General features: G+C 62.5%; 20 protein-coding genes. 16 read left to right on the top strand and 4 right to left on the bottom strand.

Translation table 11 applies throughout. The features are described 5' to 3' along the window. Nucleotides 1-67: 67 nt before the first annotated feature. Complete coding sequence (locus tag CWS35_RS28930; RefSeq protein WP_100955019.1) at nucleotides 68-250, top strand: hypothetical protein; 183 nt, start codon at nucleotides 68-70, stop codon at nucleotides 248-250. Between the two features lie 91 nt (nucleotides 251-341). On the opposite strand, the gene CWS35_RS28925 is transcribed toward CWS35_RS28930, so the two are convergent. After that, nucleotides 342-1,328, bottom strand: a complete 987-nt coding sequence (locus tag CWS35_RS28925) for a transporter (RefSeq protein ID WP_100955018.1) — start codon at nucleotides 1,326-1,328, stop codon at nucleotides 342-344. Nucleotides 1,329-1,769: 441 nt separating this feature from the next. On the opposite strand from CWS35_RS28925, the gene CWS35_RS28920 reads away from it, so the two are divergent. Both CWS35_RS28920 and CWS35_RS28915 read left to right on the top strand, forming a co-directional pair. Beyond that, the gene (locus tag CWS35_RS28920) at nucleotides 1,770-3,797 is read left to right on the top strand and encodes a primary-amine oxidase (protein ID WP_100955017.1); all 2,028 of its coding nucleotides are present in this window, start codon (nucleotides 1,770-1,772) and stop codon (nucleotides 3,795-3,797) included. 105 nt (nucleotides 3,798-3,902) lie between these two features. Beyond that, nucleotides 3,903-5,009, top strand: a complete 1,107-nt coding sequence (locus tag CWS35_RS28915) for an AraC family transcriptional regulator (RefSeq protein ID WP_168226391.1) — start codon at nucleotides 3,903-3,905, stop codon at nucleotides 5,007-5,009. 101 nt (nucleotides 5,010-5,110) lie between these two features. On the opposite strand, the gene CWS35_RS28910 is transcribed toward CWS35_RS28915, so the two are convergent. Continuing rightward, nucleotides 5,111-5,608, bottom strand: coding sequence for a MarR family winged helix-turn-helix transcriptional regulator (locus CWS35_RS28910; protein ID WP_245438726.1), 498 nt, complete (start codon nucleotides 5,606-5,608; stop codon nucleotides 5,111-5,113). Between the two features lie 314 nt (nucleotides 5,609-5,922). Here CWS35_RS28910 and CWS35_RS28905 point away from each other — a divergent pair, with 314 nt between their 5' ends. The 12 genes from CWS35_RS28905 (at nucleotide 5,923) to CWS35_RS28850 (ending at nucleotide 19,363) form a co-directional block, all read left to right on the top strand. After that, nucleotides 5,923-7,509 carry an MFS transporter gene (locus CWS35_RS28905; protein ID WP_210202739.1) on the top strand — a complete coding sequence of 529 codons (1,587 nt, stop codon included), beginning with the start codon at nucleotides 5,923-5,925 and terminating at the stop codon, nucleotides 7,507-7,509. A 15-nt stretch (nucleotides 7,510-7,524) separates the two neighbouring features. Beyond that, nucleotides 7,525-9,894 (top strand): xanthine dehydrogenase family protein molybdopterin-binding subunit, encoded by a 2,370-nt coding sequence (locus CWS35_RS28900; RefSeq protein WP_100956753.1) that lies wholly within the window; start codon nucleotides 7,525-7,527, stop codon nucleotides 9,892-9,894. Further along, nucleotides 9,891-10,733: a xanthine dehydrogenase family protein subunit M gene (locus CWS35_RS28895; protein ID WP_100955014.1), complete on the top strand. Its 843-nt coding sequence runs from the start codon at nucleotides 9,891-9,893 to the stop codon at nucleotides 10,731-10,733. Before CWS35_RS28900 ends, CWS35_RS28895 begins: the two co-directional genes overlap by 4 nt. After that, nucleotides 10,730-10,969 (top strand): (2Fe-2S)-binding protein, encoded by a 240-nt coding sequence (locus tag CWS35_RS28890; RefSeq protein WP_157817258.1) that lies wholly within the window; start codon nucleotides 10,730-10,732, stop codon nucleotides 10,967-10,969. Before CWS35_RS28895 ends, CWS35_RS28890 begins: the two co-directional genes overlap by 4 nt. Nucleotides 10,970-10,983: 14 nt before the next feature. After that, nucleotides 10,984-11,898, top strand: a complete 915-nt coding sequence (locus CWS35_RS28885) for a 2Fe-2S iron-sulfur cluster-binding protein (RefSeq protein WP_100955012.1) — start codon at nucleotides 10,984-10,986, stop codon at nucleotides 11,896-11,898. A 123-nt stretch (nucleotides 11,899-12,021) separates the two neighbouring features. Continuing rightward, nucleotides 12,022-13,044, top strand: a complete 1,023-nt coding sequence (locus tag CWS35_RS28880; RefSeq protein ID WP_100955011.1) for an amidohydrolase family protein — start codon at nucleotides 12,022-12,024, stop codon at nucleotides 13,042-13,044. Between the two features lie 24 nt (nucleotides 13,045-13,068). Next, nucleotides 13,069-13,824 (top strand): Asp/Glu racemase, encoded by a 756-nt coding sequence (locus tag CWS35_RS28875; RefSeq protein WP_100955010.1) that lies wholly within the window; start codon nucleotides 13,069-13,071, stop codon nucleotides 13,822-13,824. Between the two features lie 28 nt (nucleotides 13,825-13,852). After that, nucleotides 13,853-14,719, top strand: a complete 867-nt coding sequence (locus tag CWS35_RS28870; RefSeq protein WP_168226390.1) for an alpha/beta fold hydrolase — start codon at nucleotides 13,853-13,855, stop codon at nucleotides 14,717-14,719. Further along, nucleotides 14,709-15,767 carry a 2,5-dihydroxypyridine 5,6-dioxygenase gene (locus tag CWS35_RS28865; RefSeq protein ID WP_100955008.1) on the top strand — a complete coding sequence of 353 codons (1,059 nt, stop codon included), beginning with the start codon at nucleotides 14,709-14,711 and terminating at the stop codon, nucleotides 15,765-15,767. The genes CWS35_RS28870 and CWS35_RS28865 overlap by 11 nt, the downstream gene beginning before the upstream one ends. Then, the gene (locus CWS35_RS28860; RefSeq protein WP_100955007.1) at nucleotides 15,760-16,371 is read left to right on the top strand and encodes an isochorismatase family protein; all 612 of its coding nucleotides are present in this window, start codon (nucleotides 15,760-15,762) and stop codon (nucleotides 16,369-16,371) included. The genes CWS35_RS28865 and CWS35_RS28860 overlap by 8 nt, the downstream gene beginning before the upstream one ends. Before the next feature lie 139 nt (nucleotides 16,372-16,510). Continuing rightward, entirely contained in the window at nucleotides 16,511-17,173 is a 663-nt protein-coding gene (locus CWS35_RS28855) for a cysteine hydrolase family protein (RefSeq protein WP_100955006.1), read from the top strand. Nucleotides 17,174-17,227: 54 nt separating this feature from the next. Next, entirely contained in the window at nucleotides 17,228-19,363 is a 2,136-nt protein-coding gene (locus tag CWS35_RS28850; protein ID WP_157817257.1) for a hypothetical protein, read from the top strand. Nucleotides 19,364-19,425: 62 nt separating this feature from the next. On the opposite strand, the gene CWS35_RS28845 is transcribed toward CWS35_RS28850, so the two are convergent. Together CWS35_RS28845 and CWS35_RS28840 are read right to left on the bottom strand one after the other, a co-directional pair. Beyond that, nucleotides 19,426-19,905: a hypothetical protein gene (locus tag CWS35_RS28845; RefSeq protein WP_100955004.1), complete on the bottom strand. Its 480-nt coding sequence runs from the start codon at nucleotides 19,903-19,905 to the stop codon at nucleotides 19,426-19,428. 87 nt (nucleotides 19,906-19,992) lie between these two features. After that, nucleotides 19,993-21,207: an MFS transporter gene (locus CWS35_RS28840; protein ID WP_100955003.1), complete on the bottom strand. Its 1,215-nt coding sequence runs from the start codon at nucleotides 21,205-21,207 to the stop codon at nucleotides 19,993-19,995. A 162-nt stretch (nucleotides 21,208-21,369) separates the two neighbouring features. Here CWS35_RS28840 and CWS35_RS28835 point away from each other — a divergent pair, with 162 nt between their 5' ends. Continuing rightward, on the top strand, nucleotides 21,370-22,101 hold the full coding sequence (locus tag CWS35_RS28835) for a helix-turn-helix domain-containing protein (RefSeq protein ID WP_245438725.1): 732 nt from the start codon (nucleotides 21,370-21,372) through the stop codon (nucleotides 22,099-22,101). Nucleotides 22,102-22,122 lie beyond the last annotated feature (21 nt).

The raw sequence follows: 22,122 nt of genomic DNA, 5'->3' as shown, positions 1-22,122 counted from the left end.
CGGGGCCTTGCCCCGGCAGGCAGACTCACCATAACTCGGTCGCTATATCGTGACTGGGGACTTGCCGATGAATCGGTCGAAAGGGCTGCCTGACGACGGCTATGCTTTGATTGTCGATGGCCAGGTGAAGACGGAGTTCATGACTAGAGAGGGCGCCGAGGCCGGCGCCCGGGACTTGAAGCGGCGGTTTCCGATACTGCAAATCCGCCTGTATGACGCCGAGGCGAAGCGGGCCGAGCAAATCGCCTGAACGGTTGATGTCGTGAGCTGTGACCCGCCGCAGCGCCGGTTGCCAGCCTCGTTCATCGTGATCGGGCGAATTGGCTCAGCTGGCTGTTCTGCTATTTGTGGTGTCCAGCGCTCGGAGTGGCTGGCGCATCCGGGCTCCAGAGCCTGTAGCTCAAATTGGCAAAGAGGCTGATTCCTTTGCTGATCGATGCCGGATCGGAGCCCGAGATCGGAGTGCCTCCTGACGCGCTCGCGGAGATTTCGCTCGTAGCCCATACGGTCAGCGTGGCAGGACCAAAGTCATAGCCGACCAGCGCGCCCGCCGCCCAGACGTTGTAGCGGTTGGTATTGATCGCGCCGCCGTAGAACGAGCTCGATTTGTCGTTGCTGATCTGACCGACGTAGTAGGCGACCGGACCGACGGTCCATTTGCCGACGGTCCTTGTTGCGGTGAATTCCGCGTGCAGGATGTCGCCGCTCCTGTAGCCAGTCAGCGGATTGCGGGTGTTGATCTCGTCGAACAGGTTGGCTGTGAGATTCCAGCCATCTCTGAGATAGGATAGCTGGACGTTCGGCTGAATAACCCACCAGGGCGTGCCGACATTGCCGAGGCCGTTGGCGCCGCTGGTCGCACCGGTGGGAGCATAGAGGCCGAGACCGGCTCTCGCGTAGAAACCGCTCTCTCCAAGTTTCCAACTCAGTTCGATCGGCGCGATGAAGGTGTTGTGCAAACCCGCCGGGTTGATGTTGATGGGATCGCCTAGGTCGGCCATGAGCCAGGGCTGCGCGATGACCGCGTCGTACGAGGCCCCGAATATTGTCCATCCGGGTACCCAGAACAGGCCGGCGGTTGCCGCGGCCGCGTGAACCGATGTCGCGTTGCCATCGATGATTGGCGCTCCGGGTCCAGCGAGTTTTGCCTGATAGGTGAATACCTGATCGAACGCATAGAGGCCCGGAGGAGGATTGGATGCTCCATTCCCCACGACAAGTCCCGGCTTCTGCGCATAGCCGGCGTAGCCGAATTCAAACGACTGTGCGGATCGAGGCAGCAGCCCGCAAGCTGCAACGGAGCCGATCAGCAAGAGCTTCAGCTTCATATCGTTTCCCCCATGCCGGCGCTTGTGCACCGTGATTGATTTGCATCCCGGAACCCGTGGCCGCGAAATGCACGGTCGCTGAACTGATCCGGACGTGTGACAATCTTTGCGGGACGCCGCAGCGCGTCTTGACTGTTCGCGCCAATCTGCGCGGAAGCGCGCGGAGGATGAGCTGTCTGCTTGCCTTGCCGGCGTGGCCAGACCCGGCCGTGCTACCCGCGCCGCGGAGATCCATCAGGCGTGAAGTGTCAAGTCAGGGCATTTCGCATGGCCTAGATTGGGTGGCTGGACTGTCGGTCGGAATCACCCGGTCGTGCCGAGAAGGCGGGCAAAGCCGAAACGGCAGTCTCGACGTCAGACGATTGGCGATCGGAAGGGTAGGGAATGGCGGCGTGTTGCGCTCGCGCACTCGCATGGCCGTACAACAGGGCAAGGTCGACGATGAGTAACGAGAGGCGCCAAAGGACAAAGGCGGTCGCGCAGCATCCACTGGATCCGCTGACTGTCGAAGAGATCAGGACTGCGTGCAATCTGGTGGCGATCACGTCGCGGTCGAGGGAGCATTGCAGGTTTCCGCTCGTGCGTCTCGAAGAGCCCGGTAAGGAGGATCTTCGCCGCCAACCGGACGGAGAAACAATGCCGCGGCAGGCGTTCGTGCTGACACTCGACAGCGAGACGGGGGAGGCGGCCGAGCATATCGTCGATCTGACGCGGGGCGCCATCGTTCAACGGCGGCCTCTGCGGAATTCCACGGCGCCGTATGGTCAACCTCCGATCACGCTGGAAGATGTCTTGCGATGCGAGGAAATCGTCAAGGCGGATGCCGGTTGGCGAGCCGCCATGCGCCGCCGCGGCGTGACGGAGCAACAGATCAAGCTTGTTCAGGTCGACCCGTTTTCCGCCGGCTTTTTTGATCGAAGCTTCGAGCAAGGGAGCCGCATCGTCCGCGCCGTGAGCTATTTCCGTGAAGATATTCAGGACAATGGTTATGCGCGGCCGATCGAGGGGGTGGTTGCGGTTGTTGATCTCGTCCTCGGAAAGGTGGTGGACCTCAGCGATGACGAGCCGGTCATTCCAATTCCTGCAAAGAAGCGAAACTATGCAGCAGCCTTGAACCGGTCGCCACGCGCGGACATCAAGCCGCTCAACATCGAACAGCCTGACGGTCCGAGTTTCCGCGTGAATGGCTGGCAGGTCGATTGGCAGAAGTGGAGCTTTCGGGTCGGCTTCACGCCGCGAGAGGGGCTTGTCCTGCACCAGCTTGCCTATCAGGACGGGGACCGGAAGCGGTCGCTCATTCATCGGGCCAGTGTCACCGAAATGGTCGTGCCGTACGCCGATCCGACCACCAATCATTATTGGAAATCGGCGTTTGACGCAGGCGAGTATGGCCTAGGTGTGCTCGCGAATGCCCTCGAGCTCGGATGCGATTGCCTCGGCAATATTCACTATTTCGACGTTCCGGCGGCAAGCTGCTTCGGCGAGCCCCAGGTGATGAAGAACGCGATCTGCATGCACGAGGAGGATTACGGAATCCTTTGGAAGCACTACGAGTTCCGTAACGGTCTCTTTGAAGTACGCCGCTCGCGGCGATTGGTCATCAGCTTCTTTGCGACGGTCGGCAATTACGACTACGGCTTCTACTGGTACCTATACCAGGATGGGACGATCCAGCTGGAGGCCAAGCTCACTGGAATCATTCAAACCGCCGCGGTGCGCAGCGGAGAGCCATATCCATGGGGCGGGATGGTTGATGACAATCTCGCTGGTCCAACCCATCAGCACTTTTTCAATGTCCGCATGCACATGGATCTCGATGGTGGCGGCAACACGGTGACCGAGCACGAATTTGCGCCCCGCCCATGGGGCTCAGACAATCCGTACGGCAACGCGTTCGATTTGAGGTCACGCACGCTGTCCCGGGAACTGGACGCCAGCGCGATCGCCGACGGCCGAGTAGGGCGCTACTGGAAGATCACCAATCCGAATACGACGAACTCGGTTGGTAATCCGTCCGGTTACAAGCTGATCGTGACGCCGAGCCCGCTGATGCTGGCGCAGGAGGGAAGCTCGGTTCACCGGCGAGCGGGATTCGCGACCCGGCACGTCTGGGTGACCGCATATGATCCGGTGCAAAAATATGCCAGTGGCGACTATCCGAATATCCACTCCGGTGGAGATGGCTTGCCCGCCTATGTCAAGGAGAACCGCAACATTGCGAACACGGATATCGTCGTCTGGCATACGTTCGGTCACACCCATGTGTGCAAGCCGGAAGACTTTCCGGTCATGCCGGTCGAATACGCCGGCTTCATGCTGAAGCCGAACGGGTTCTTTGCCGCCAATCCCGCAGACGATATTCCGCCGGACCGCAATTCTCGCAGCGTTCAGGCCAGGGGAGACCACGACACGCGCAACAGCCAGCTGAGTGAGACCGCCAATACCTGTTGCCGAACCAACGCAGAGTGAAATCCCTTGCTCAAAATGCGGTGTCCTCAAGACGGTCCCCCGTCATGGTCGCAGGCGCGGCGGAGTGCCCCGGCTTGTCGAAGATCCCGCTCCATGAGACGCTACATGTCTGACGCTTTGCAGTTGCAGGCGGGGAGTTTCATGGCCGTGCGAGAGCAGAGCATCATTTGTGCCGCTGCGGCGTATGCGACGCTCGCCGCGGTCGCGGGGAAGGCAAACGATCTCCAGATACTGAAAGCGAAGCTTGGAATCGGTCAGAGCGGCCAAATGCCGGCGGACACTGCATCCTTTCCACTCGCAACATTTACCGCGGCCCTCGAAGTCACGGCTGCCGATCGCGGGGACGGCTTGCTGGGTCTGAATCTCGGCAAGTCGATTCAGTTCGAAAGCTTTGGCGAACTCGCAACACTTGCGCTCGCAGCGGCGACGCTTGGTGACGCGTTGCAGAAATTCGTTCGCCATTCTTGCGTTCTGCAGAGCAACTCACGGTTCGATCTCTCGGTCAGTGGCGATTTTGCCCGGCTGAGCTATGCGATCGTCGATCCCGCGGTGAAGCTGCGGCGACAGGACGCCTGCTTTACGGTCGCGGTCCAGCACGCATTTGTTTCAAGGAAGCTTGGATACGAGGTTCGGCCGAGCCTGGTGGAGTTTCAGCATACGCCTGGAATGGACGCATCGGACTATCATGCCCATTTTGGATGCCCCGTGCAGTTCGGCAAACGAGTGAATGCGATCTGCTTTCCCGCGAAATTGCTGGATGAGCCGGCCGTGCGCGCCGATCCTGGCCGCGGCTCGCGGCTCGAAGCGGTACTCGTTGATCGAACGAAATCGATGGTAAGGGGCTTCGACCTTTCAGCGGCCATTGACGCCTGGGTGGTCTCGGCCCTTTGCATCGGCGCGAGTGTCGAGATCGAACGAGCCGCCGGCGATTTCGGAATGAGCCTTCGTTCCTTCCAGCGCGAGTTGATGGAATGCAGGCTCAACTACCTGGAAATCCGCAATCGCGTTCGCTGTCGGATAGCGCGGCAGCTGCTCAGCGAAACCTCAACCGCGATCACCTCGATCGCGCACTATCTCGGTTACAGCGAGACCAGCGCGTTCTCTCGCATATTCAAACGTTTGACCGGTGTCAGCCCGTCCGGATACCGGGTGCGGGCTGTCCTAGGGGCACATCAACCGATCGAGACCGATACAGCCGATGGCGCAGCCTGACGGTGGGCGACGGTCCTGGAGCCACTACGCGCGAGCGGCTCGTGTCGCCCCTGTGGCAATGCCGGCAGTGGTCCGAGCCGCGGGAAGGTGTTTGGTCAATGCTATTTTGGCTGAAAAGTCGTCCTGCCAAGATGATTGTTGGCCTCGACCAGCTTGAGCAGCGTCGCCATGAAGGCCTTACGCTCCTCGATGGGAAGCGGCGCCAGCAGTCGTGTCTGCGCCCGCTGCATGGCGCTGAACATGTCCCGCGCAACCTTGTCCCCCGCAGGCGTCAGGCGTGCAATAGTCGCCCGGCCGTCATGATCGGCTTTGCGCCGCTTGACCAGGCCGCGCTGTTCGAGGCGGCGCAGCACGTCCGCAACATTGGTCCTGTCGATACCGATCTCGCGTCCGAGCGTGACCTGATCGGTGTCGGGGTTCATGCTGAGTGTCGTCAGCAGCGCGTATTGGACCGGCGTGATGTCGTAAGCGTCGCATTCCTCGAAAAAAATCGCATAGTTGATCTGGTGCAGACGGCGGATCAGAAATCCCGGCCGCGCCCAGAGTGGCATGCTCGCGTAGAACGGTTCGGTGTTCGACGTCTTCGCACGCTTGTCCATTCCCGTCATCCTTCGTTCCGACGGCCGCATCCGGGAGCGACCGTGTCCTTTCTGCCTTGAGGGCAGCGACAGCTGTGGATCACTGGCACAGCTCTGCCATGGGCCGCAACTGCAACGTCGTCTCGAAATAAGAGCTATACTGATCAATGGGTTACGGTTTCCAGAAAGCAGAGAATCAAAGTCCGTGCGCGGCGCCGCGAGAACGCTCGGTCAGAAAAGGTCCTTGCAAAGAAAAAATAGGGGGTATACCTCTCATTCTCGGAGCGCAGCGAAAATGCGACGTGAACGTTCGCAGCTTGCAGGGGGAGAAGGCGTTGACCCAGATTTCGATCGAGCATTCAGCGACAGTGGCGGCCAGGGGAGACTGGCGGCTCATCATTGCATCCACGCTCGGTGGACTGTTCGAGTGGTACGACTTTTACGTCTACGCTGCTCTTGCGGTTCTGCTGTCGGAGAAGTTCTTCCCGCAAGGAAACGCGACCGTCGCTTTCATGGGAACTTTGGCCGCCTTTGGTGCAGGATTTCTGGTGCGGCCGCTCGGCGCCCTCGTGTTCGGCCGCCTGGGCGATGTGATCGGCCGGAAGGTCACCTTCCTCGTGACAATGTCGATGATGGGCATAGCGACGATCGGAATCGGATTGCTGCCGACCTATGCAACCGCGGGGATCTGGGCAACGATCTCGCTTGTGGTGTTGCGCTTGGTGCAAGGATTTGCTCATGGCGGCGAGACGGGCGGCGCGGTCACCTATCTCGCGGAGTACGCCCCGGCGGGCCGGCGAGGTCTGCAGACGAGCTTCCTGCAAACCACTGCGGCCTTCGGGCTCACGGTGGCGGTTCTGATCACGCTCGGGCTTCGATCTGCACTCACGCACGATCAATTCCTGGATTGGGGCTGGCGTATTCCCTTCCTGATCTCGGTGTTCCTGCTGGCGATGTCGATGTACATTCGCAGTAAGCTCGACGAGACGCCTGTCTTTCGTCGCATGAAAGCGGCAGGCCAGATTTCGCGCAACCCGATCGTGGAGAGCTTCGGGGCGGCCGACAATCTCCGCAAGGTAGGACTGCTGTTCGTCGTCTGCGCGGGCCTCGGAGCGATCTTCGGGACCTGTCTGTTCCACTCGATGTTCTTCCTGAGCAAGACCCTCGGGCTTCCGATCCAGACGGTGCAGGGGATCGTTTGTGCCGCGGTCATCGCAACTGCTCCGCTTTATTTGTTATTCGGCTGGTTATCCGATCGGATCGGGCGCAAGCCGGTTCTGCTGGCCGCCTGTCTGCTTTCTGCCGTCACGACCTTTCCGATCTTCAAGGCGATGACGCATTACGGTAATCCGGCGCTGGAAAGCTTTCTCGAGCGGACGCCGGTCGCTGTGCTGGCAACGGACTGCCGGTTCCGGCTGTTTTCGCTGCCGGCAAGCGATTGCGATCGTATCGCCGCGCAATTGTCCGACATGGGCATTGCATTCGAGGTCGTGCGGACAGGCGACAACGGTGATGCGGAGGTTCGTGTGGCAGGCCGGATGCTTTCAAATCCGGACCGCACCGCGCTGCGCGCTGCGCTGGTGGCGGCCGGCTGGCCCGAGCAGGCGGATCCCCGGCAGGCGAATGTCGCGATGCTTGCCGTGCTGGTTTTTTTCCTCGATCTCTATCTCGCGATGATCTTTGCTCCGATCGCTGCATTCATGGCCGAGCTATTTCCGGCGCGTCTGCGCTACACGTCGATGTCCCTGCCGTTTCATCTGGGGGCCGGATGGATCGGCGGCTTCCTGCCATTCTCGGTTGCCGCCATGAACATGTATTTCGGATCGTTCTACGCCGGTCTTTGGTATCCCGTCGTGATCTCGGCGGTCGTGTTCGTGATCGGTCTCCTTTTTGTGCCTGAGACCTACAAGCGTGGCATGTGACGGATGGACTTGAGCATGGTGGATGCAACTACTGCGGATACAGCTTTCGCGAACGAAGGCATCGGCGCGCGGGTGCTCAGGAAGGAAGATGCGCGGCATCTTCGCGGCCGCGGACAGTTCGCCGGCGACATCAAGATTGCCGGCATGCGGGAGGTCGCATTCGTTCGCAGTCCGGTTGCACATGCGCTGATCACGCATCGCCGCAAGCCGGCGGGCCGGGAAGCCGACGTGCTGATTGCGGATGATCTTGCCGGCGTCCTTCCGATCACGACCCGCTCGTCGATCCCGGGCTACAAGGTATCGGACTATCCGGCCCTGGCGACAGACCGGGTGCGCTTTGTCGGCGAGATCGTCGCAATGTGCGTGGCGGCAACGCGCGCTCAGGCCGAGGATCTGAGCGAGCTCGCCGAGATCGAATACGACGAGCTCGAGCCGATCGTCAGCTGTGCCGCTGGTCGCCGGGCAGAGGCTCCGCTCATTCATGAGCGGTGGGGCGATAATCTGTTCCTTACGACCTCGTTCGATCAGAGGATGGAGGAAGTCGTCGCATCCGCGCCGGTCAGGGTGGATCTTGAACTTTCTACCGCCCGGCAAGTCATGCATCCGATGGAGGGCAAGGGGCTGGTGGCTTATTGGGACCACCGGGCAGGGCAGCTTGTGGTGCAAACCTCGACGCAGGTCCCGCACATGATCAGGATCGGCCTTGCTGAATGTCTCGGCATACCGCAGGCCATGATCAGGGTGATCGCGCCGGATGTCGGCGGCGGGTTCGGCTACAAATGCATGCTGATGCCTGAGGAAGTGGCGGTGTCATGGCTGGCGCTGACACGGAAGGAAGCTTTCCGCTGGCTCGAAGACCGGCGCGAGCATCTCACTGCCGGCGCCAATGCCAGGCAGCACGAGTACAAAATTACCGCATATGCCGACAGGAGCGGCCGTCTTCTCGGTCTCGATGCTGAGGTCGCGATCGATTGTGGCGCGTATTCGGTGTGGCCGTTCTCCGCCTGTCTCGAGGCAGCGCAGGCCGGAGGCAACCTGCCCGGTCCATACGATCTGCAAGCCTATCGATGCCGAACCTATTCGGTGGCAACCAACAAGCCGCCATTCGCTCCCTATCGCGGAGTGGCGCGACCCGGGGTGTGCTTCGCCATCGAGGCCACGATCGACGCGATCGCGCGCGCGGTCGGCCGTGAGCCATGGCAAGTCCGGCTTGAGAACCTCGTTGCCGGAGCTGCCATGCCCTACACCAACATTACCGGCAAGCATTATGACAGCGGCGACTATCCGGCCTCGCTCAGGGCCGTCAAGGAGATGATCGGCTTCGATGAGCTCCGCACGCGGGGAGGCCGGGATGATCGGGGCCGCTATCTTGGCGTCGGCTTTGCCACCTACACCGAACAGTCCGCACATGGCACCAAGGTTTTTGCGGCATGGGGCTTGCCGCTGGTGCCCGGCTTCGACCAGGCCCAGGTGAAGCTGACTCCCGACGGTGCGCTGGAAGTGCGTGCCGGCATTCACACCATCGGGCAGGGGCTGGAGACGACTCTCGCGCAAATAGCGCATGAGCGGACCGGGGTGCCGATCCAGCACATCCGGGTGACGCTCGGAGACACGGCGTTGACGCCGTTCTCGACCGGAGCCTATGCCTCGCGCGGCATTGTCATGAGCGGCGGCGCGGTTTCGGTGGCGGCCGGCATTGTTGCGGACCGGATCCGGGCAATCGCCGCGCATCTGCTTCAGGCAAAATCCGAAGATGTCATCTTTCGGGCGGGGCGGATCGTCGCCGGGGAGGCCAGTGTCGGCTACGAGGATGTCGGCCGTGCATGGTACATGCGGCCAGATCAACTGCCCGACGACGTCGATCGGGGTGGGTTGGAAGCGGTCGGAGCCTACAAGCCCGCAGTCGATGGCGGCGTGTTTTCCTATGCGAGCCATGCCGCGTCGATCGCCGTCGATCCGGAAACCGGCGAAGTTGAGATCCTCGACTACGCGATCGTCGAGGACTGCGGGCGAATGGTCAATCCGATGATTGTGGACGGTCAAACCTTCGGCGGCGCCGCGCAGGGAATCGGGACGGCGCTGTTCGAGGAGAGCCCTTATGACGACAATGGCCAGCCGCTGGCCTCGACACTGATCGATTATCTGCTGCCGGGGCCGACCGAGCTGCCGCGCTTCCGCATCCAGCATATGGAGACGCCGTCGCCATATTCCGCCCACGGCCTGAAGGGTGTCGGCGAGGGCGGGGCGATCGCGCCTTCGGCCGCGATCGTCAATGCCATCAATGATGCGCTCAAGCCGCTCGGCGCGGTCCTTGGCCAGATTCCGGCGACGCCGGAGCGGATCCTGACCGCTATCGCGGCCGCCGAAGCCGGAGCTGGCGTATGAAGCCTGCTGCTTTCACTTATTCAAGGGCGCGCTCCGTGGCCGACGCGGTCGATCAGCTTGCAGCCGCAAACGGCGAAGCCAAATTGTTCGCGGGCGGCCAATCGCTCGGGCCAATGTTGAATCTGAGATTGGCACGTCCTGGTACACTTATCGATATCAGGCACATTGCCGAACTGCGGCGCGTCGAGACGAGCAGTCAGCACATCGCGATCGGGGCGACGGTGACACATGCGGACATCGAGGACGGCAGCTTCGAGGATGTGAGCTGCGGCATGCTTCCTTTCATCGCGCATGGGATTGCCTATCGCGCGGTCCGCAACCGCGGCACGGTCGGAGGGAGCCTCGCTCATTCCGATCCCGCGGCGGACTGGATTTCGACCATGGTCGCGCTCGATGCGACGATCATCGTGCGGTCGGCGACAGAGCAAACACGGTGCATTGCTGCGGCGGATTTCATCGCTGGCGCCTTCACGTCTGCACTCGGCGCTTCGGAGCTCATCACCGGAATAGAGCTCAGGCGATTCTCTCCTGGCGCACGCTGGGGTTACTACAAGGTCTGCCGCAAGACCGGCGAGTTTGCGAAAGCGATCGGCATATGCGTGATGGATGAAAGTGCCGGCGCCTTCAAGGTCGTCGCGGGAGCGACCGAAGGACGTCCCATTGTCCTTGTCGAGGCCACGCGCCTGTTGCGCGAGGGCGGTCCTGACCGGGCGGTCACAGTTGTACCCGATGAGATCGGCCAGAGGCTTGCTCATCTGACGGCGAGCCACCGGCAGCAGATGAACGCGGCGGTATGCCGGAGCCTTGCCCAGCTGAACAAGGGACGCGGGAAGACATGAATACACTGGTTGCAGAACTCACGGTCAACGGCGCGCCGGTCAAGGCGATCGCCGAGCCCCGCACCCAGCTGTGCGAAATCCTGAGGGAGACGCTGAACCTGACTGGAACGCATGTCGGCTGCGAGCAGGGGGTCTGCGGTGCCTGCACGGTGCTGGTCGACGGCAAGCCGCAACGTTCTTGCGTGAGCTATGCAGGTGACTGCTCCGGAAGTTCGGTCATCACGATCGAGGGTTAGACGAGGATCCGTTGATGGCGGCGCTTCGCGACGCGTTCTCCCGTCATCACGCCCTGCAGTGCGGTTATTGCACGCCAGGCATGCTGGTGACGGCTCGCGACATCGTGCTGAGGCTCGGCGAAGTCTTGCCTGGTACGATCAGAGAGGAGCTGTCCGGCAATCTATGCCGGTGCACCGGCTATGTCGGGCTGGTGGAGGCGATCGAGGAAGTCTCGAAGGGACGAACGCCGCAGCCTGCGACAACCATTCTTGCTGTCAAGGTCGCGGCGGATGCGCGAGTTGCGCGGCCAGTTTCGTTGCCCGTTCATGCGAGCCCCGCCGGCCTTCCGCAGCGCTCTGCCGCACAGGGCGGTATCGTCCAGCCGGAGCAGCGCAAGGGCTGGTCGCGGATCGAGCAGCATCTCGAAATCGGGGTACCACCCGATCAGGTCTGGCAGAAACTCAAGGACATTCGGGACGTTTCGAAGTGTCTGCCTGGAGCCGAGATCACCGAAGTCGATGGCAGCGCCATTTCTGGCCGGATGAACGTCGCGCTCGGCCCCATGAAAGTGGCGTTCAGCGGCGACGGGAGTGTCCTGTTCGACGAGACGGCGCGATCCGGCCGCATGACAGGCCGCGGCGGTGATTCCGGCTCAGGCTCGTCCGCGGAGGGCGAGGTCGAATGGCGTGTCGCGCCCGCGGAAAACAACGGAGACGCGGCGAGCCAGATTCTTGTCGTGCTGTCGTGGCGATTGAGCGGGCGCCTTGCGCAATTCAACCGCGGCGGCCTGGTGCAGGACGTCATCCAGCGCCTCGCCGCGATGTTCGCGGCCAACCTGGAGACGTCAATCAAGGGGGGCCCTGTGACGGCCGAGATCAAGTCGCTTGGCGTTTTCGATCTCTTATGCGCTGTCATCTCCGCGCGCTGGAGGCGTTGGCGCGGCAAGTAGCGTTCCGAGCAAATCCCGAAACAGGACAAGATGCAGCTTAATACTCAGTATACATCCTAAATTGCGATCAGCGGATGCCGCCTCGCGCCCAATATCTCACTGGCACAATCAACTGGAAGATCAATGCAATCCCGTATCCGAAAGATCGCTCTGGAAGAGCACTTCATGACGCCCGGCTTCGAAGGCTACTCGGAGACATTCACGCAGCATTTCGCGGGGCAGGCGGAGCGCGACCTGCAGCGCCGGCTCGCCAGCCTGTCCGACGAGCGGATCGGCGAGATGGATGCCGCCGGAATCCAGCTGATGGTGCTTTCGCAGACCGGGCCAGGCGTGCAGGTCGAGAAGGATCCGCATGTCGCGGCGCGAGCCGCCGCACGAAGTAACGATTATCTTGCCGAGGCAGTCGGCCGCCACCCGGACCGGTTGGCGGGATTTGCGAGCCTCGCAATGCATTGTCCGGAGACCGCAAGCCGTGAGTTGCGGCGGGCAACGAAAGAGCTCGGTTTTCTCGGCGCGATGGTGCACGGCCATACCCTTGGCGCCTACTACGACAGTCCGGCCTACGACGCGTTCTGGGAGACTTTGCAGGATCTCGACGTTCCGCTCTATCTGCATCCGGCGGATGCCGCCGTGCCCCCCGCAAGCTTTGCGGACCATCCGGTGCTATCGGGCGCAGTGTGGGGTTGGGGTGTCGAAACCGGAACGCACGCGCTGCGTCTGCTGTTCAGCGGGGTGTTCGATCGTTTTCCGAAGGTGCGGGTCCTGCTCGGCCATATGGGCGAAGGTTTGCCGTTCTATCGCTGGCGGTTCGACAGCCGTTTCGCGGTCTATTCCCAGGGCGTGGAGCTGGCCGGGCCCCCATCCTCGTATTTCGGCCGCAACATCTTCGTCACCACGACGGGCGTGTGCTCGCCCGCGGTCCTGACCTGCGTGATCGACGAAATGGGGGCGGACGCTGTGCTGTGGTCGGTCGATTATCCCTACGAGTCTGCGTTGATCGCAGCCGACTTCATCGAGAAGGCGCCGTTGTCGCCCGAGCTCAGGCAGCGGATCTGCGCGGGCAATGCCGAGCGGATCCTGCGGTTGGCTGATCGCAGGAAGCAGCTCCCTCACACCGATCTGGCGCCGGCCAGCGATGCCCTTTGAAATTGAGAAGATGAGAGGTCTTTGATGTCAGCAGCTCCATATCGCATCGGGCAGATTGTTCCGAGCTCCAACCTGACCATGGAGACGGAAATTCCCGCCATGTTGACGGCGCGGACGCTGATCCGTCCAGAGCGTTTCACCTTCCATTCGAGCCGTATGCGCATGAAAACGGTTCGGAAGGACGAACTCGCCGCAATGGACGCCGAATCCGATCGGTGTGCACTCGAGCTGAGCGACGCGCGCGTCGACGTCCTCGGCTATGCGTGCCTCGTTGCGATCATGTCGATGGGCCATGGCTATCATCGCGCCTCGCAGGCCCGCCTGCACGGCGTGACCGAGAGCAACGGTGCGGCAGCTCCCGTGGTAACCAGCGCCGGCGCGCTCGTCGATGCACTCGCGGCCTTGCGCGCGCGAAAGATCGCGCTCGTTGCGCCCTATATGCGACCGCTGACCGAGATGGTCGTCGCCTATCTCGAGAACGAAGGAATTGCGGTGCAGGATTGGCGCGCCCTCGAGATAGCAGACAATATCGAGGTTGCGCGGCACGATCCGTCCCGGTTGCCGGGAATCGTTGCGGGTCTGCATATCGACGATGTGGACGCGATCGTGCTTTCGGCGTGCGTACAGATGCCGTCCCTGCCTGTTGTGGCGGAAGTCGAAGCCCAGGTGCGCCGGCCGGTCCTGACAGCGTCGATTGCAACGACCTACGCCATTCTGAAGGCTCTCGATCTCGAGCCGATCGTCCCGGGGGCCGGCGCGCTGCTTTCCGGCGCCTATTAAAGATGGCGCCGAACATGAGAGAATCAGAATGACCACGTTCCTTTACGGCGCCAACGCTTACGCCAATGGAATCCGCCAGCACTATTTGCGCTATGGCGGACGGCGCGAGGGTTCTAACAAGGCTTGTGATCCCGTCATCTTGCTGCCCGGAATCACAAGCCCTGCCGCGACCTGGGGGTTTGTCGGCGAGGTGCTTGGGCGCACGTTCGACACATACATCGTCGATGTCAGAGGACGGGGTCTGTCCGAAGCGTCACCCGCGCTCGACTACAGTCTCGACGCCGAGGCGGACGACGTGATCGCACTGGCGTGTGCGCTCGGGCTGCAGCGATTCTCCCTGGTCGGTCACTCCATGGGCGCCCGCATCGCCATTCGCGCTGCGCGGCAAGGACCGAGGGAGCTTTCGCGCGTCGTGCTGATCGACCCTCCGGTTTCCGGACCAGGGCGTCGGGCATATCCGGCGGATATCAACTGGTACGTCCAGTCGATTGCGCTGTGCCGCAGCGGCGCAGGGGTGGAGGCTATGCGAGCGTTCTGTCCTACCTGGACAGAGGCGCAGCTCAGGCTGCGCGCGGAGTGGCTGCATACTTGCGATGAGCGCGCCGTCCGCAGCAGCTTCGAGGGATTCCATCTCGACGACGTCCACGCCGATCTGCCGAGTCTCGCCGTTCCAGTCCTGTTGATTGCCGCAGGGCGGGGCGACGTCATCCGGCAGGCGGATATCGAGGAGATGTCCATGCTCGTGCCCGCACTGCAGGTCGCCCGCGTACCGGCCGCAGGCCACATGATCCCCTGGGACGATGAGGCCGGCTTCTACGGCGCGTTCGGCGAGTTTCTGGGGGCAGAGATTCAATCTTCAATTCCATCGCAAAGGAGAGACCAAGATGCCGGTTAGCGACCATGAACTGATCGAGGCCTGGAAGAAAGTCCTGACGCTCTCGAAGCTCGAGCGAGGCCAGAGTGTTACCGTGCTCACCAGTGCATCGACCCACCCGCAGACGATGTCGACGGCGATCCTCGCGGCACGCATGATGGGGGCCATTGTCAATCGCCTCGATCTGCCGCCGGTTAACGGCGAGAAATCGCTCAGCCGTGACTCCCTTGCCTATCTCGGCACCACGCCGTTGACGGGCAATCGCTCGGCCATCGCCGCGCTCAAGGAAAGCGACCTCGTCCTTGACCTTATGACATTGCTGTTCTCGCCCGAGCAGCACGAGATCCTTAGTTCGGGGACCAAAATCTTGCTGGCGGTCGAGCCGCCCGAGGTCCTCGCCCGCATGGTCCCATCGAAAGCCGATCGATCACGTGTGAAGGTGGCTGCAGCGCGGCTTGGCGCTGCGAAGGAAATGCACGTGACGTCGGAGGCTGGCACCGATGTCAGATTCAAGCTTGGACAATATCCGGCGATCAGCGAGTACGGATTCGTCGACGAGCCTGGCCGCTGGGACCATTGGCCAAGCGGCTTCGTGCTGACCTTTGCCGACGAGGGAGGTTCGTCCGGAACGATCGTGCTCGACCGCGGCGACATCCTGCTCCCGATGAAGTCCTATGTGCGGGAGCGGATCACTTTCACGATTGCCGACGGTTATGTCAGGGAGATCGCGGGTGGCCTCGATGCCGATATCCTGCGTGATTACATGGCATCCTACAACGATCCCGAGGCCTATGCGATGTCGCATATCGGGTGGGGCCTGCAGCCTCGGGCGCGCTGGTCGACACTTGGCATGTACGATCGCGAGGCCACGATCGGCATGGACGCGCGGGCGTTCGAAGGCAATTTCCTGTTCTCCTTCGGGCCGAACAACGAGGCCGGAGGAAGCCGGACCACGGCCTGTCACATCGACATCCCCATGCGCAACTGTAGCGTGGCGCTCGATGGCAGCGAGGTCGTGAGGCGAGGGCAGGTGCTCGACACAAAGCAGGAGCGCAAGGCAGATGCGTGAGGCCGAGGCGACCTATGCGCGACAAGGCTTCGGTCAGGCGCTGCCATTGGACGGCCCATTCGGCCTTCTGATCGTGGACTTCGTCTGCGGCTTCGCCGATCCTGCGGTGTTCGGCGGCGGCAACATCCCGCAAGCGATCGACAACACCACCAAATTGCTCGCAGGCGCGCGGGCGCGGCGGTGGCCGATCGCGCATTCGCGGATCGTGTTTGCGGACGATGGCGCCGACCGGAATGTGTTCTCGCGGAAGGTCCCCGGCCTGTTGTCGTTGACCGAGACGGACATCCGGAGCGCGATCGTCCCGCAACTGGCGCCAGGGGACGGCGAGCTCGTTGTCCGCAAGACGGTGCCCTCCGCGTTCTTCGGCACTTCGCTCGCCGCCTGGTTCACTCAGCATTCGGTGCGGACGCTGCTCGTGGCCGGATGTGTGACCAGCGGATGTGTCCGGGCGAGCGTCGTCGATGCCATGTCGCACGGATTTCTGCCGGTCGTGGTCGAGGATTGCGTAGGCGACCGGGCGATCGAACCGCACCAGGCGAGCCTGTTCGACATGCGTCAGAAGTATGCGTCGGTCCGCCCGCTCAACGAATTGTCGATGCTCTGACGATTGGCATCGTCGGACGTCGCTGAGTTAGTGACATCGCGTAGCCGGACAGTCTCGCAAGCGAGCTCAGCGCAAAACGGCAAATTCCGCAACTCTATCGAAATCGTCAGTATACCGCGTAAAACCAGGGAGATTTGCAATGCAAACGAGACTTTTGACGACGATTCAGGACGTCGCGGATCCAGCTCACTCCGCGCTCATCATCGTGGATCCGCAGCACGATTTCTGTTCGGAGAAGGGCGCGATGGCACAGCGGTTCGGCTTCGACATGAAGGAGATCAGGGAAGCCGTCCCGAAGCTGAACGCACTGATCGAGGCGTGCCGGGCGGCTGGCGTGATGGTCGTTTGGGTACGCGAGGTGTTCAGCGACGACAAGATGCACCCGAACCAGAAGGCGCTCTGGGGCAGCGGGGACGACATCTGGTTGATCCGCGAGGATGGTGACGGAATTGCTTGGTACGACGGCATGATCGCGCCGGCGCCGGGCGAGCGCGTCATCACCAAATGGCAGTACGACGCGTTTGCGGACACCGAGCTGCATCTGCTGCTGCAAAGCCGCGGCATCAGGACGCTGCTGATGGCCGGGTTCACGACCAATGTGTGCGTCGAGACCACGGCACGCCACGGATATATCAAGGGCTACCATATCGTTCTCGCTTCCGACTGCGCGGGCGCACCCACACGCGCGGAACACGAGGCCGGTGTCTTCAACATCAAGATGTATTTCGGGCACGTCGCGACAGGCGCGGATCTCGCAGCGCTCTGGGACCGCAGTTCGTCTCCTGATCGCGCGAGTCCCTGACGGAGTTTCGGGCTGAATTCGCGGCCGTTCCGGCGGTCGCGCGGAGATCGACGCATGCCGCCTTCGCGGCGGCGGAATGACAATCACATCACAAGGGAGGTTTCCATGAGCGATACGGACTGGGTAAAGGGCATACCCTCGACCATGACGGCGATTTCCGCGGCGCATTTCGCCTTGCTCGAGGCCAACATGGCTTTGCCCCTGCGCGGAATCGAGGAGGCGGGCTACTACAATCGGATCAGGTTGATCGACGCGGCGGTCCTCGAGCTTTCGGCCGGAAAGTGGCTGTACAATCGGGCGACCGGTGAATGCGCCGACTACGCCGCCAGGACGTCGTCTGCGGACGATCTGACGGCTGCGCGCAGACATCTGGCGGAGGCCGAGCGACTGGCGGATGCGAGCCATCGGCCGGCGCCTGCCGGGATCGCTGAAGCCGCCGCGCAAGCGGGCCGTCTGTCGAGCGAAGGCAGGGAAATTCTGCACTATTGCGGCGTGCCGATCGCTCCGTCGATCTGTCCCATCGTCATCCTCCGTGGCAGCTCACGGCAGATGGGAGCGCAATATATCGAGCAGTGCGTGCAGATCTTCGGGCCGTTCGTATTTGAACATCTGCGCCGCCGTTCAATCGTCGGCGAAACCGGGCGGGTTATCCGCTCCTGGGAGGAGCAGATGCGGCGCCATACCCCGGAATTGCTGGAGATGGCCAAGGGAATGTCGGAGGCCGCGCAACGACTGGGCATCGTGCTGAGCTATGAGCACGCGCTGTCGATGTGGACCGATCTCCTTCCGCCCGCCACCGAGCCGATGGCGATGGGTGTTCTCGACGCCGAGGGTGGCGACCGGTTCGCCGGCTATCTTGCCCGCCGGTTCGTGCCGGCAGGCGACATCTTCGAAGCTGGTACCTGCTCGGGCGCCGCCGCCTGGGGTGCGGCAACGCAGTCCGGGCGCTCCTGCTTCGCTTCGTCGACGGACCACGACTATACATTCCAGGTTACGATCGTAGCCTATCCGGATGACGGACATCCATTTGTCTACACGCCGTTCTCGGTGAACGGCTCGATTCCTGGTCTCGGACGGTTCGGTCTCTCGGGCCATCCGGGCATGAATGCCGTGGGCGTCGCCTATGTTCATCATGGCGGCTATGAGAGCTGCGCCGAGCCGAGGGAGACCTGGGGCTACGGCGTACCGCGGGGTGCGACGACAATGCACATCCTGCGATACGCGAGCAGCGCGCGCGAAGCCAGAGAGATGGAGCTCAGCTATCCGGTCGGCGATACCGGGCGGATCCTGGGGACCGCAAGCGGATTCTATATGGACGACGGCTATGGCTATGTCCTCGAGGATCGCACGCCGGGGCGTCCAATCGTCCGCGAGCAGACAGAGGGCAGAAGCGGCGAGCGCTACGATTTTCTCTACGCAACCAACAATCTGCTCAGTCCCGAGCTTGGCGCCGCCTTCTGCCCGCCGGCTGGCGGTTATAGTTACGAACTCGAGGCTGGCTGGTTCACGCTCAGCCCCGAGGGACGGGGCCAGGCCACTCCGGGCGTCATCACCCGCCAGATGTGCACGGCGTCGAGCTTCGGACGCAATCGTTATCTTCACCGCGAGCTCGTTGCCCGAAACGGCGCCATCACGCCCGAGCGCCTGCTCAGCCTGTTTCGCCACGGACCGCAATTTCCGGTTACCGGCTGGGACCGGACGGGAAGCCGGATGCCGCAAGGACAGCTGTTGGACGCGTCGGTTGGTGGGCGGCACAATGCTTTCATTGCCTATGGCGAGGCTTCGTCTGGCCGCTACGGCGGGGCAGTCGGCATGGTGGCGCCGCGCAACGTCTCGACCAACGGGCCAGCGCACGGCTTCTGCTATCATGACGAAACCGGAGCGCTGTGGGACATCCGGCTGGCAGCGAGCCACGAGGAAATGGTCGACGAGGCTCACCGCGTGGCCGAGCAGGACATCGCGCATGCCTCGGATCTGCTCGCATCCTATCGAGGGGCAGAGGATGCCGCCTTTCTCGAAGGCCTGCTCGATCGGGCGAACTCCGAGCTCGAAGCCGGGCTCCAGGCCGGGTCGGCCGAGCGCGGCTCGTCCTCCGAGCCGGAACTCGCGCGTGAGGCGCTCAAGTGCAGATCTTTCACACGCGCCCAGGTGCGCGCAAGGCAGGTGATCAACGCATTGAAGCCGGCATAGTTGACCGAGGAGGGGCGCGGGATATGCCCGCGCCTCGATCCTGTCGCTGCCTCATCGATCGATCACGCGGAGGACATGTTATCGAGAAGCTCGCTGCGCAGCTGTGTCAGGATGCGGCAGAAGACAAGGGCGGGGAGCGACGTTGCCGGAGATTCCACCCCAGCAGCTGGGGCGTGGACCAGCGTCGTGCCTGCCGTGGATTCAAGAGCCGCACGCAACCCCTCGCATTGCAGGATACGCGCGCGGATGGCTCGCTCGATCAGGCGGTGATGGTCGTCGGAGCCGTAGGGGATACGACGGCCCTGCCAGTAGGCACCGCTTCGATCCGCGGTGTCACCTAGGTATTTCGCGGGCCAGCCGCTCAAGGCGAATGCGGTTCTCCGATTGATGTCATCCTCGCGGAACTTGATGCCCTGGATGAAGCCCTCGACGGACGCGTAGAGAGCGCCGTCCAGGACGAACGGCGACAGGACAAAGTTTGACAGTGCCAATCCCCGCCAGTCGGACGATGCACTCGAGATATTCAGGGTCTTCTGGGTCATACGGTTCGCCTTGATGGAAGGAGCAAGTCCTGAAATGGTCGGGAGCGAGCCCTGCAATTCCGCAGCCGTGAGGCCGCTGGAGTACCTTCATTCGGCCGGTTCGGATCCGACCGAAACGATCTGCCGCGAGCGGCCAGCAAGCGCTCCAAAGCCGGCCATGGCGGCAGCCAGAACGAGGCAGGCAACAAGAGGGATGGTCCAGCTGCCGAAGAAATCGTGCGTCTCGCCGGCCAGTGGAGGTCCGAACGCAGCAAGGAAATACCCGACGCTTTGCGACATTCCCGAAAGCGCCGCCGCGCGAGCTGCGCTATCGGTGCGCAGGCTCATGAACATGAGCGCGAGCACGAGGCCGGCTCCAGATCCCGCGCCGAAGCTCATGGCCCATGCGGCGGACCAGGTCGGTGCGAGCAGGAATCCTGCGATGCCGAGGGCCATGAGCGCTGCTGTTGCGATCGCGATTCCAGACTGGTCTTTCGTGCGGCCAACCAGCGGTGCCAGCAGAAAGCCGGGGAGCACAGCGGCGATCTGCATCAGGCCCTGCAAGGTGCCGGCCTGTGCCGCGGAAAAGCCAAACGCGGTCAGCATCGACGATAGCCAGCTGACCGTGATGTAGTACATCAAGGAGTTCGTGCCCATGTACATCGTCACCTGCCACGCAAGCGTTGATGACCATATCGAACGGCCCGGCAAGGCCGCGCGCGTGTCTTTAGACGGCGAGGTATGGTGCGCCAGTTGGGGCAGCCAGAGCAGCATCGCAGCGAGCGGGAAGACGATCGACGAAGCAAGGGCCAGCGGCCATCCCCATCCCGGCAGGTTGGCAAGCGGCACGATCGTCGCCGACGTCAGCGCGGCGGCACTGGCGGTCGCAACTGCACAGGCGCCCGTCACCGCCGGCGCCTTGTCGGCGAAGTCTCGCTTGGCGAGGCTTGGCAGCAGCACATTGCCGATTGCGACGCCGGAGCCGATGATCCAGGTGCCGAGATACAGGCACCAAACCGGCCCGAGAGACCGGGCGACGACACCGCAGGCGACAAGCAACAGCGCCGCGAGCAAGGCTCGTTCGAGGCCGCAAGCACGGGCGAGCAGGGGAGAGGTCGGCGAGATCGCGGCGAAGGCGAGCAGTGGCAGTGTCGTCAGGATGCCTGCCGCTGCCGAGGTCAGCCCGAGGGTGTCCTGGATCATCATCAGAACGGGTGCCGCGCCGACAATCGGTGCCCGGAGGTTGGCGCCGATCGCAAGCAAGCCAAGGAAAAGGAGCGCAGACTTGCCGCGTTGCGCGCGATTTGATTCACGAATGCTCATGTGTGGGCCTCTGCTGTTCGAGCGCCCTGACTACACAGTCGCAACCGCGGTGAATTCGCCGACTATGACAACCGACCGTCAAAAGTGGACAAAGTGACGATGGCAGCCAAGCTTTCGCTGCGAAAATTCAATGCGGCAAAACTCAGAACTCCCGCGATCGCCATGCGGGTCGACGTGTCAGATCACAAGAGCGAAGGGCCGGCGCACCGGCACAGCGAGGGACAGCTCGTTCTGGCGCTGAAAGGCGGCGTTACCTGCGAGGTTGCGAACTCCATCTGGATGGTCCCGCCGACCTGTGCGGTGTGGGTACCCGGCGGCATGACGCACAGCATTCGCGCGACCGCCAACGCGAGGATCTGCTTTCTGTTCGTCAAGGCTGGCACTACGCAACTGCCGACCGAGTGCTGCACGCTGTCAATCACGCCGTTGATCCGCGAGCTGATCCAGCATCTGGCCGATCTGGCGCAGGAGTTCGAGATCGACAGCCCGGCCGGCCGTCTGGTCGGCGTGCTGCTCGAGCAGCTCGTACAGATGCCTGTCGAAAAGCTGCATTTGCCGATGCCGGACGACAAGCGGATCCGGCGCATCGCCGAAATGCTCTCCGACGACCCTGCCGACCGAAGCACGTTCCCGACCTGGGCGAGCCGGGTTGCGATGAACGAGCGATCGCTGTCCCGGCTCATGCTCAAGGAGACCGGGCTGAGCTTCGGCCGCTGGCGGCGACAGTTGCACCTGCTCGTCGCACTGCGCGAGCTGTCTGCCGGCGCGACGGTTCAGGAAGTTTCGGGCGCGCTTGGCTATGAATCAGTTACCGCGTTCATCACGATGTTCAAGAAGGCGCTTGGCAAGCCGCCCGCGAGGTATTTCGCTGACATGCAGCAATCACGCGCTTGAGGATGGCCGTTAGTCTCGCCC

The organism is Bradyrhizobium sp. SK17 (assembly GCF_002831585.1).
Taxonomy (GTDB): Bacteria; Pseudomonadota; Alphaproteobacteria; order Rhizobiales; family Xanthobacteraceae; genus Bradyrhizobium.
Note: the sequence above shows the minus strand (reverse complement) of the source record. Positions and strands in the feature narration are given on the sequence as shown.

Excerpts from the sequence above, each read along its gene's own strand:
- CWS35_RS28845 (WP_100955004.1), bottom strand. The coding sequence starts at position 19,905 with ATGACCCAGAAGACCCTGAATATCTCGAGTGCATCGTCCGACTGGCGG.
- CWS35_RS28920 (WP_100955017.1), top strand. The coding sequence starts at position 1,770 with ATGAGTAACGAGAGGCGCCAAAGGACAAAGGCGGTCGCGCAGCATCCA.
- CWS35_RS28895 (WP_100955014.1), top strand. The coding sequence starts at position 9,891 with ATGAAGCCTGCTGCTTTCACTTATTCAAGGGCGCGCTCCGTGGCCGAC.
- CWS35_RS28930 (WP_100955019.1), top strand. The coding sequence starts at position 68 with ATGAATCGGTCGAAAGGGCTGCCTGACGACGGCTATGCTTTGATTGTC.
- CWS35_RS28850 (WP_157817257.1), top strand. The coding sequence starts at position 17,228 with ATGCCGCCTTCGCGGCGGCGGAATGACAATCACATCACAAGGGAGGTT.
- CWS35_RS28865 (WP_100955008.1), top strand. The coding sequence starts at position 14,709 with ATGCCGGTTAGCGACCATGAACTGATCGAGGCCTGGAAGAAAGTCCTG.
- CWS35_RS28890 (WP_157817258.1), top strand. The coding sequence starts at position 10,730 with ATGAATACACTGGTTGCAGAACTCACGGTCAACGGCGCGCCGGTCAAG.
- CWS35_RS28900 (WP_100956753.1), top strand. The coding sequence starts at position 7,525 with ATGGTGGATGCAACTACTGCGGATACAGCTTTCGCGAACGAAGGCATC.
- CWS35_RS28840 (WP_100955003.1), bottom strand. The coding sequence starts at position 21,207 with ATGAGCATTCGTGAATCAAATCGCGCGCAACGCGGCAAGTCTGCGCTC.
- CWS35_RS28835 (WP_245438725.1), top strand. The coding sequence starts at position 21,370 with ATGCGGGTCGACGTGTCAGATCACAAGAGCGAAGGGCCGGCGCACCGG.
- CWS35_RS28855 (WP_100955006.1), top strand. The coding sequence starts at position 16,511 with ATGCAAACGAGACTTTTGACGACGATTCAGGACGTCGCGGATCCAGCT.
- CWS35_RS28885 (WP_100955012.1), top strand. The coding sequence starts at position 10,984 with ATGGCGGCGCTTCGCGACGCGTTCTCCCGTCATCACGCCCTGCAGTGC.
- CWS35_RS28870 (WP_168226390.1), top strand. The coding sequence starts at position 13,853 with ATGACCACGTTCCTTTACGGCGCCAACGCTTACGCCAATGGAATCCGC.
- CWS35_RS28910 (WP_245438726.1), bottom strand. The coding sequence starts at position 5,608 with ATGGACAAGCGTGCGAAGACGTCGAACACCGAACCGTTCTACGCGAGC.
- CWS35_RS28880 (WP_100955011.1), top strand. The coding sequence starts at position 12,022 with ATGCAATCCCGTATCCGAAAGATCGCTCTGGAAGAGCACTTCATGACG.
- CWS35_RS28875 (WP_100955010.1), top strand. The coding sequence starts at position 13,069 with ATGTCAGCAGCTCCATATCGCATCGGGCAGATTGTTCCGAGCTCCAAC.
- CWS35_RS28925 (WP_100955018.1), bottom strand. The coding sequence starts at position 1,328 with ATGAAGCTGAAGCTCTTGCTGATCGGCTCCGTTGCAGCTTGCGGGCTG.
- CWS35_RS28915 (WP_168226391.1), top strand. The coding sequence starts at position 3,903 with ATGTCTGACGCTTTGCAGTTGCAGGCGGGGAGTTTCATGGCCGTGCGA.
- CWS35_RS28860 (WP_100955007.1), top strand. The coding sequence starts at position 15,760 with ATGCGTGAGGCCGAGGCGACCTATGCGCGACAAGGCTTCGGTCAGGCG.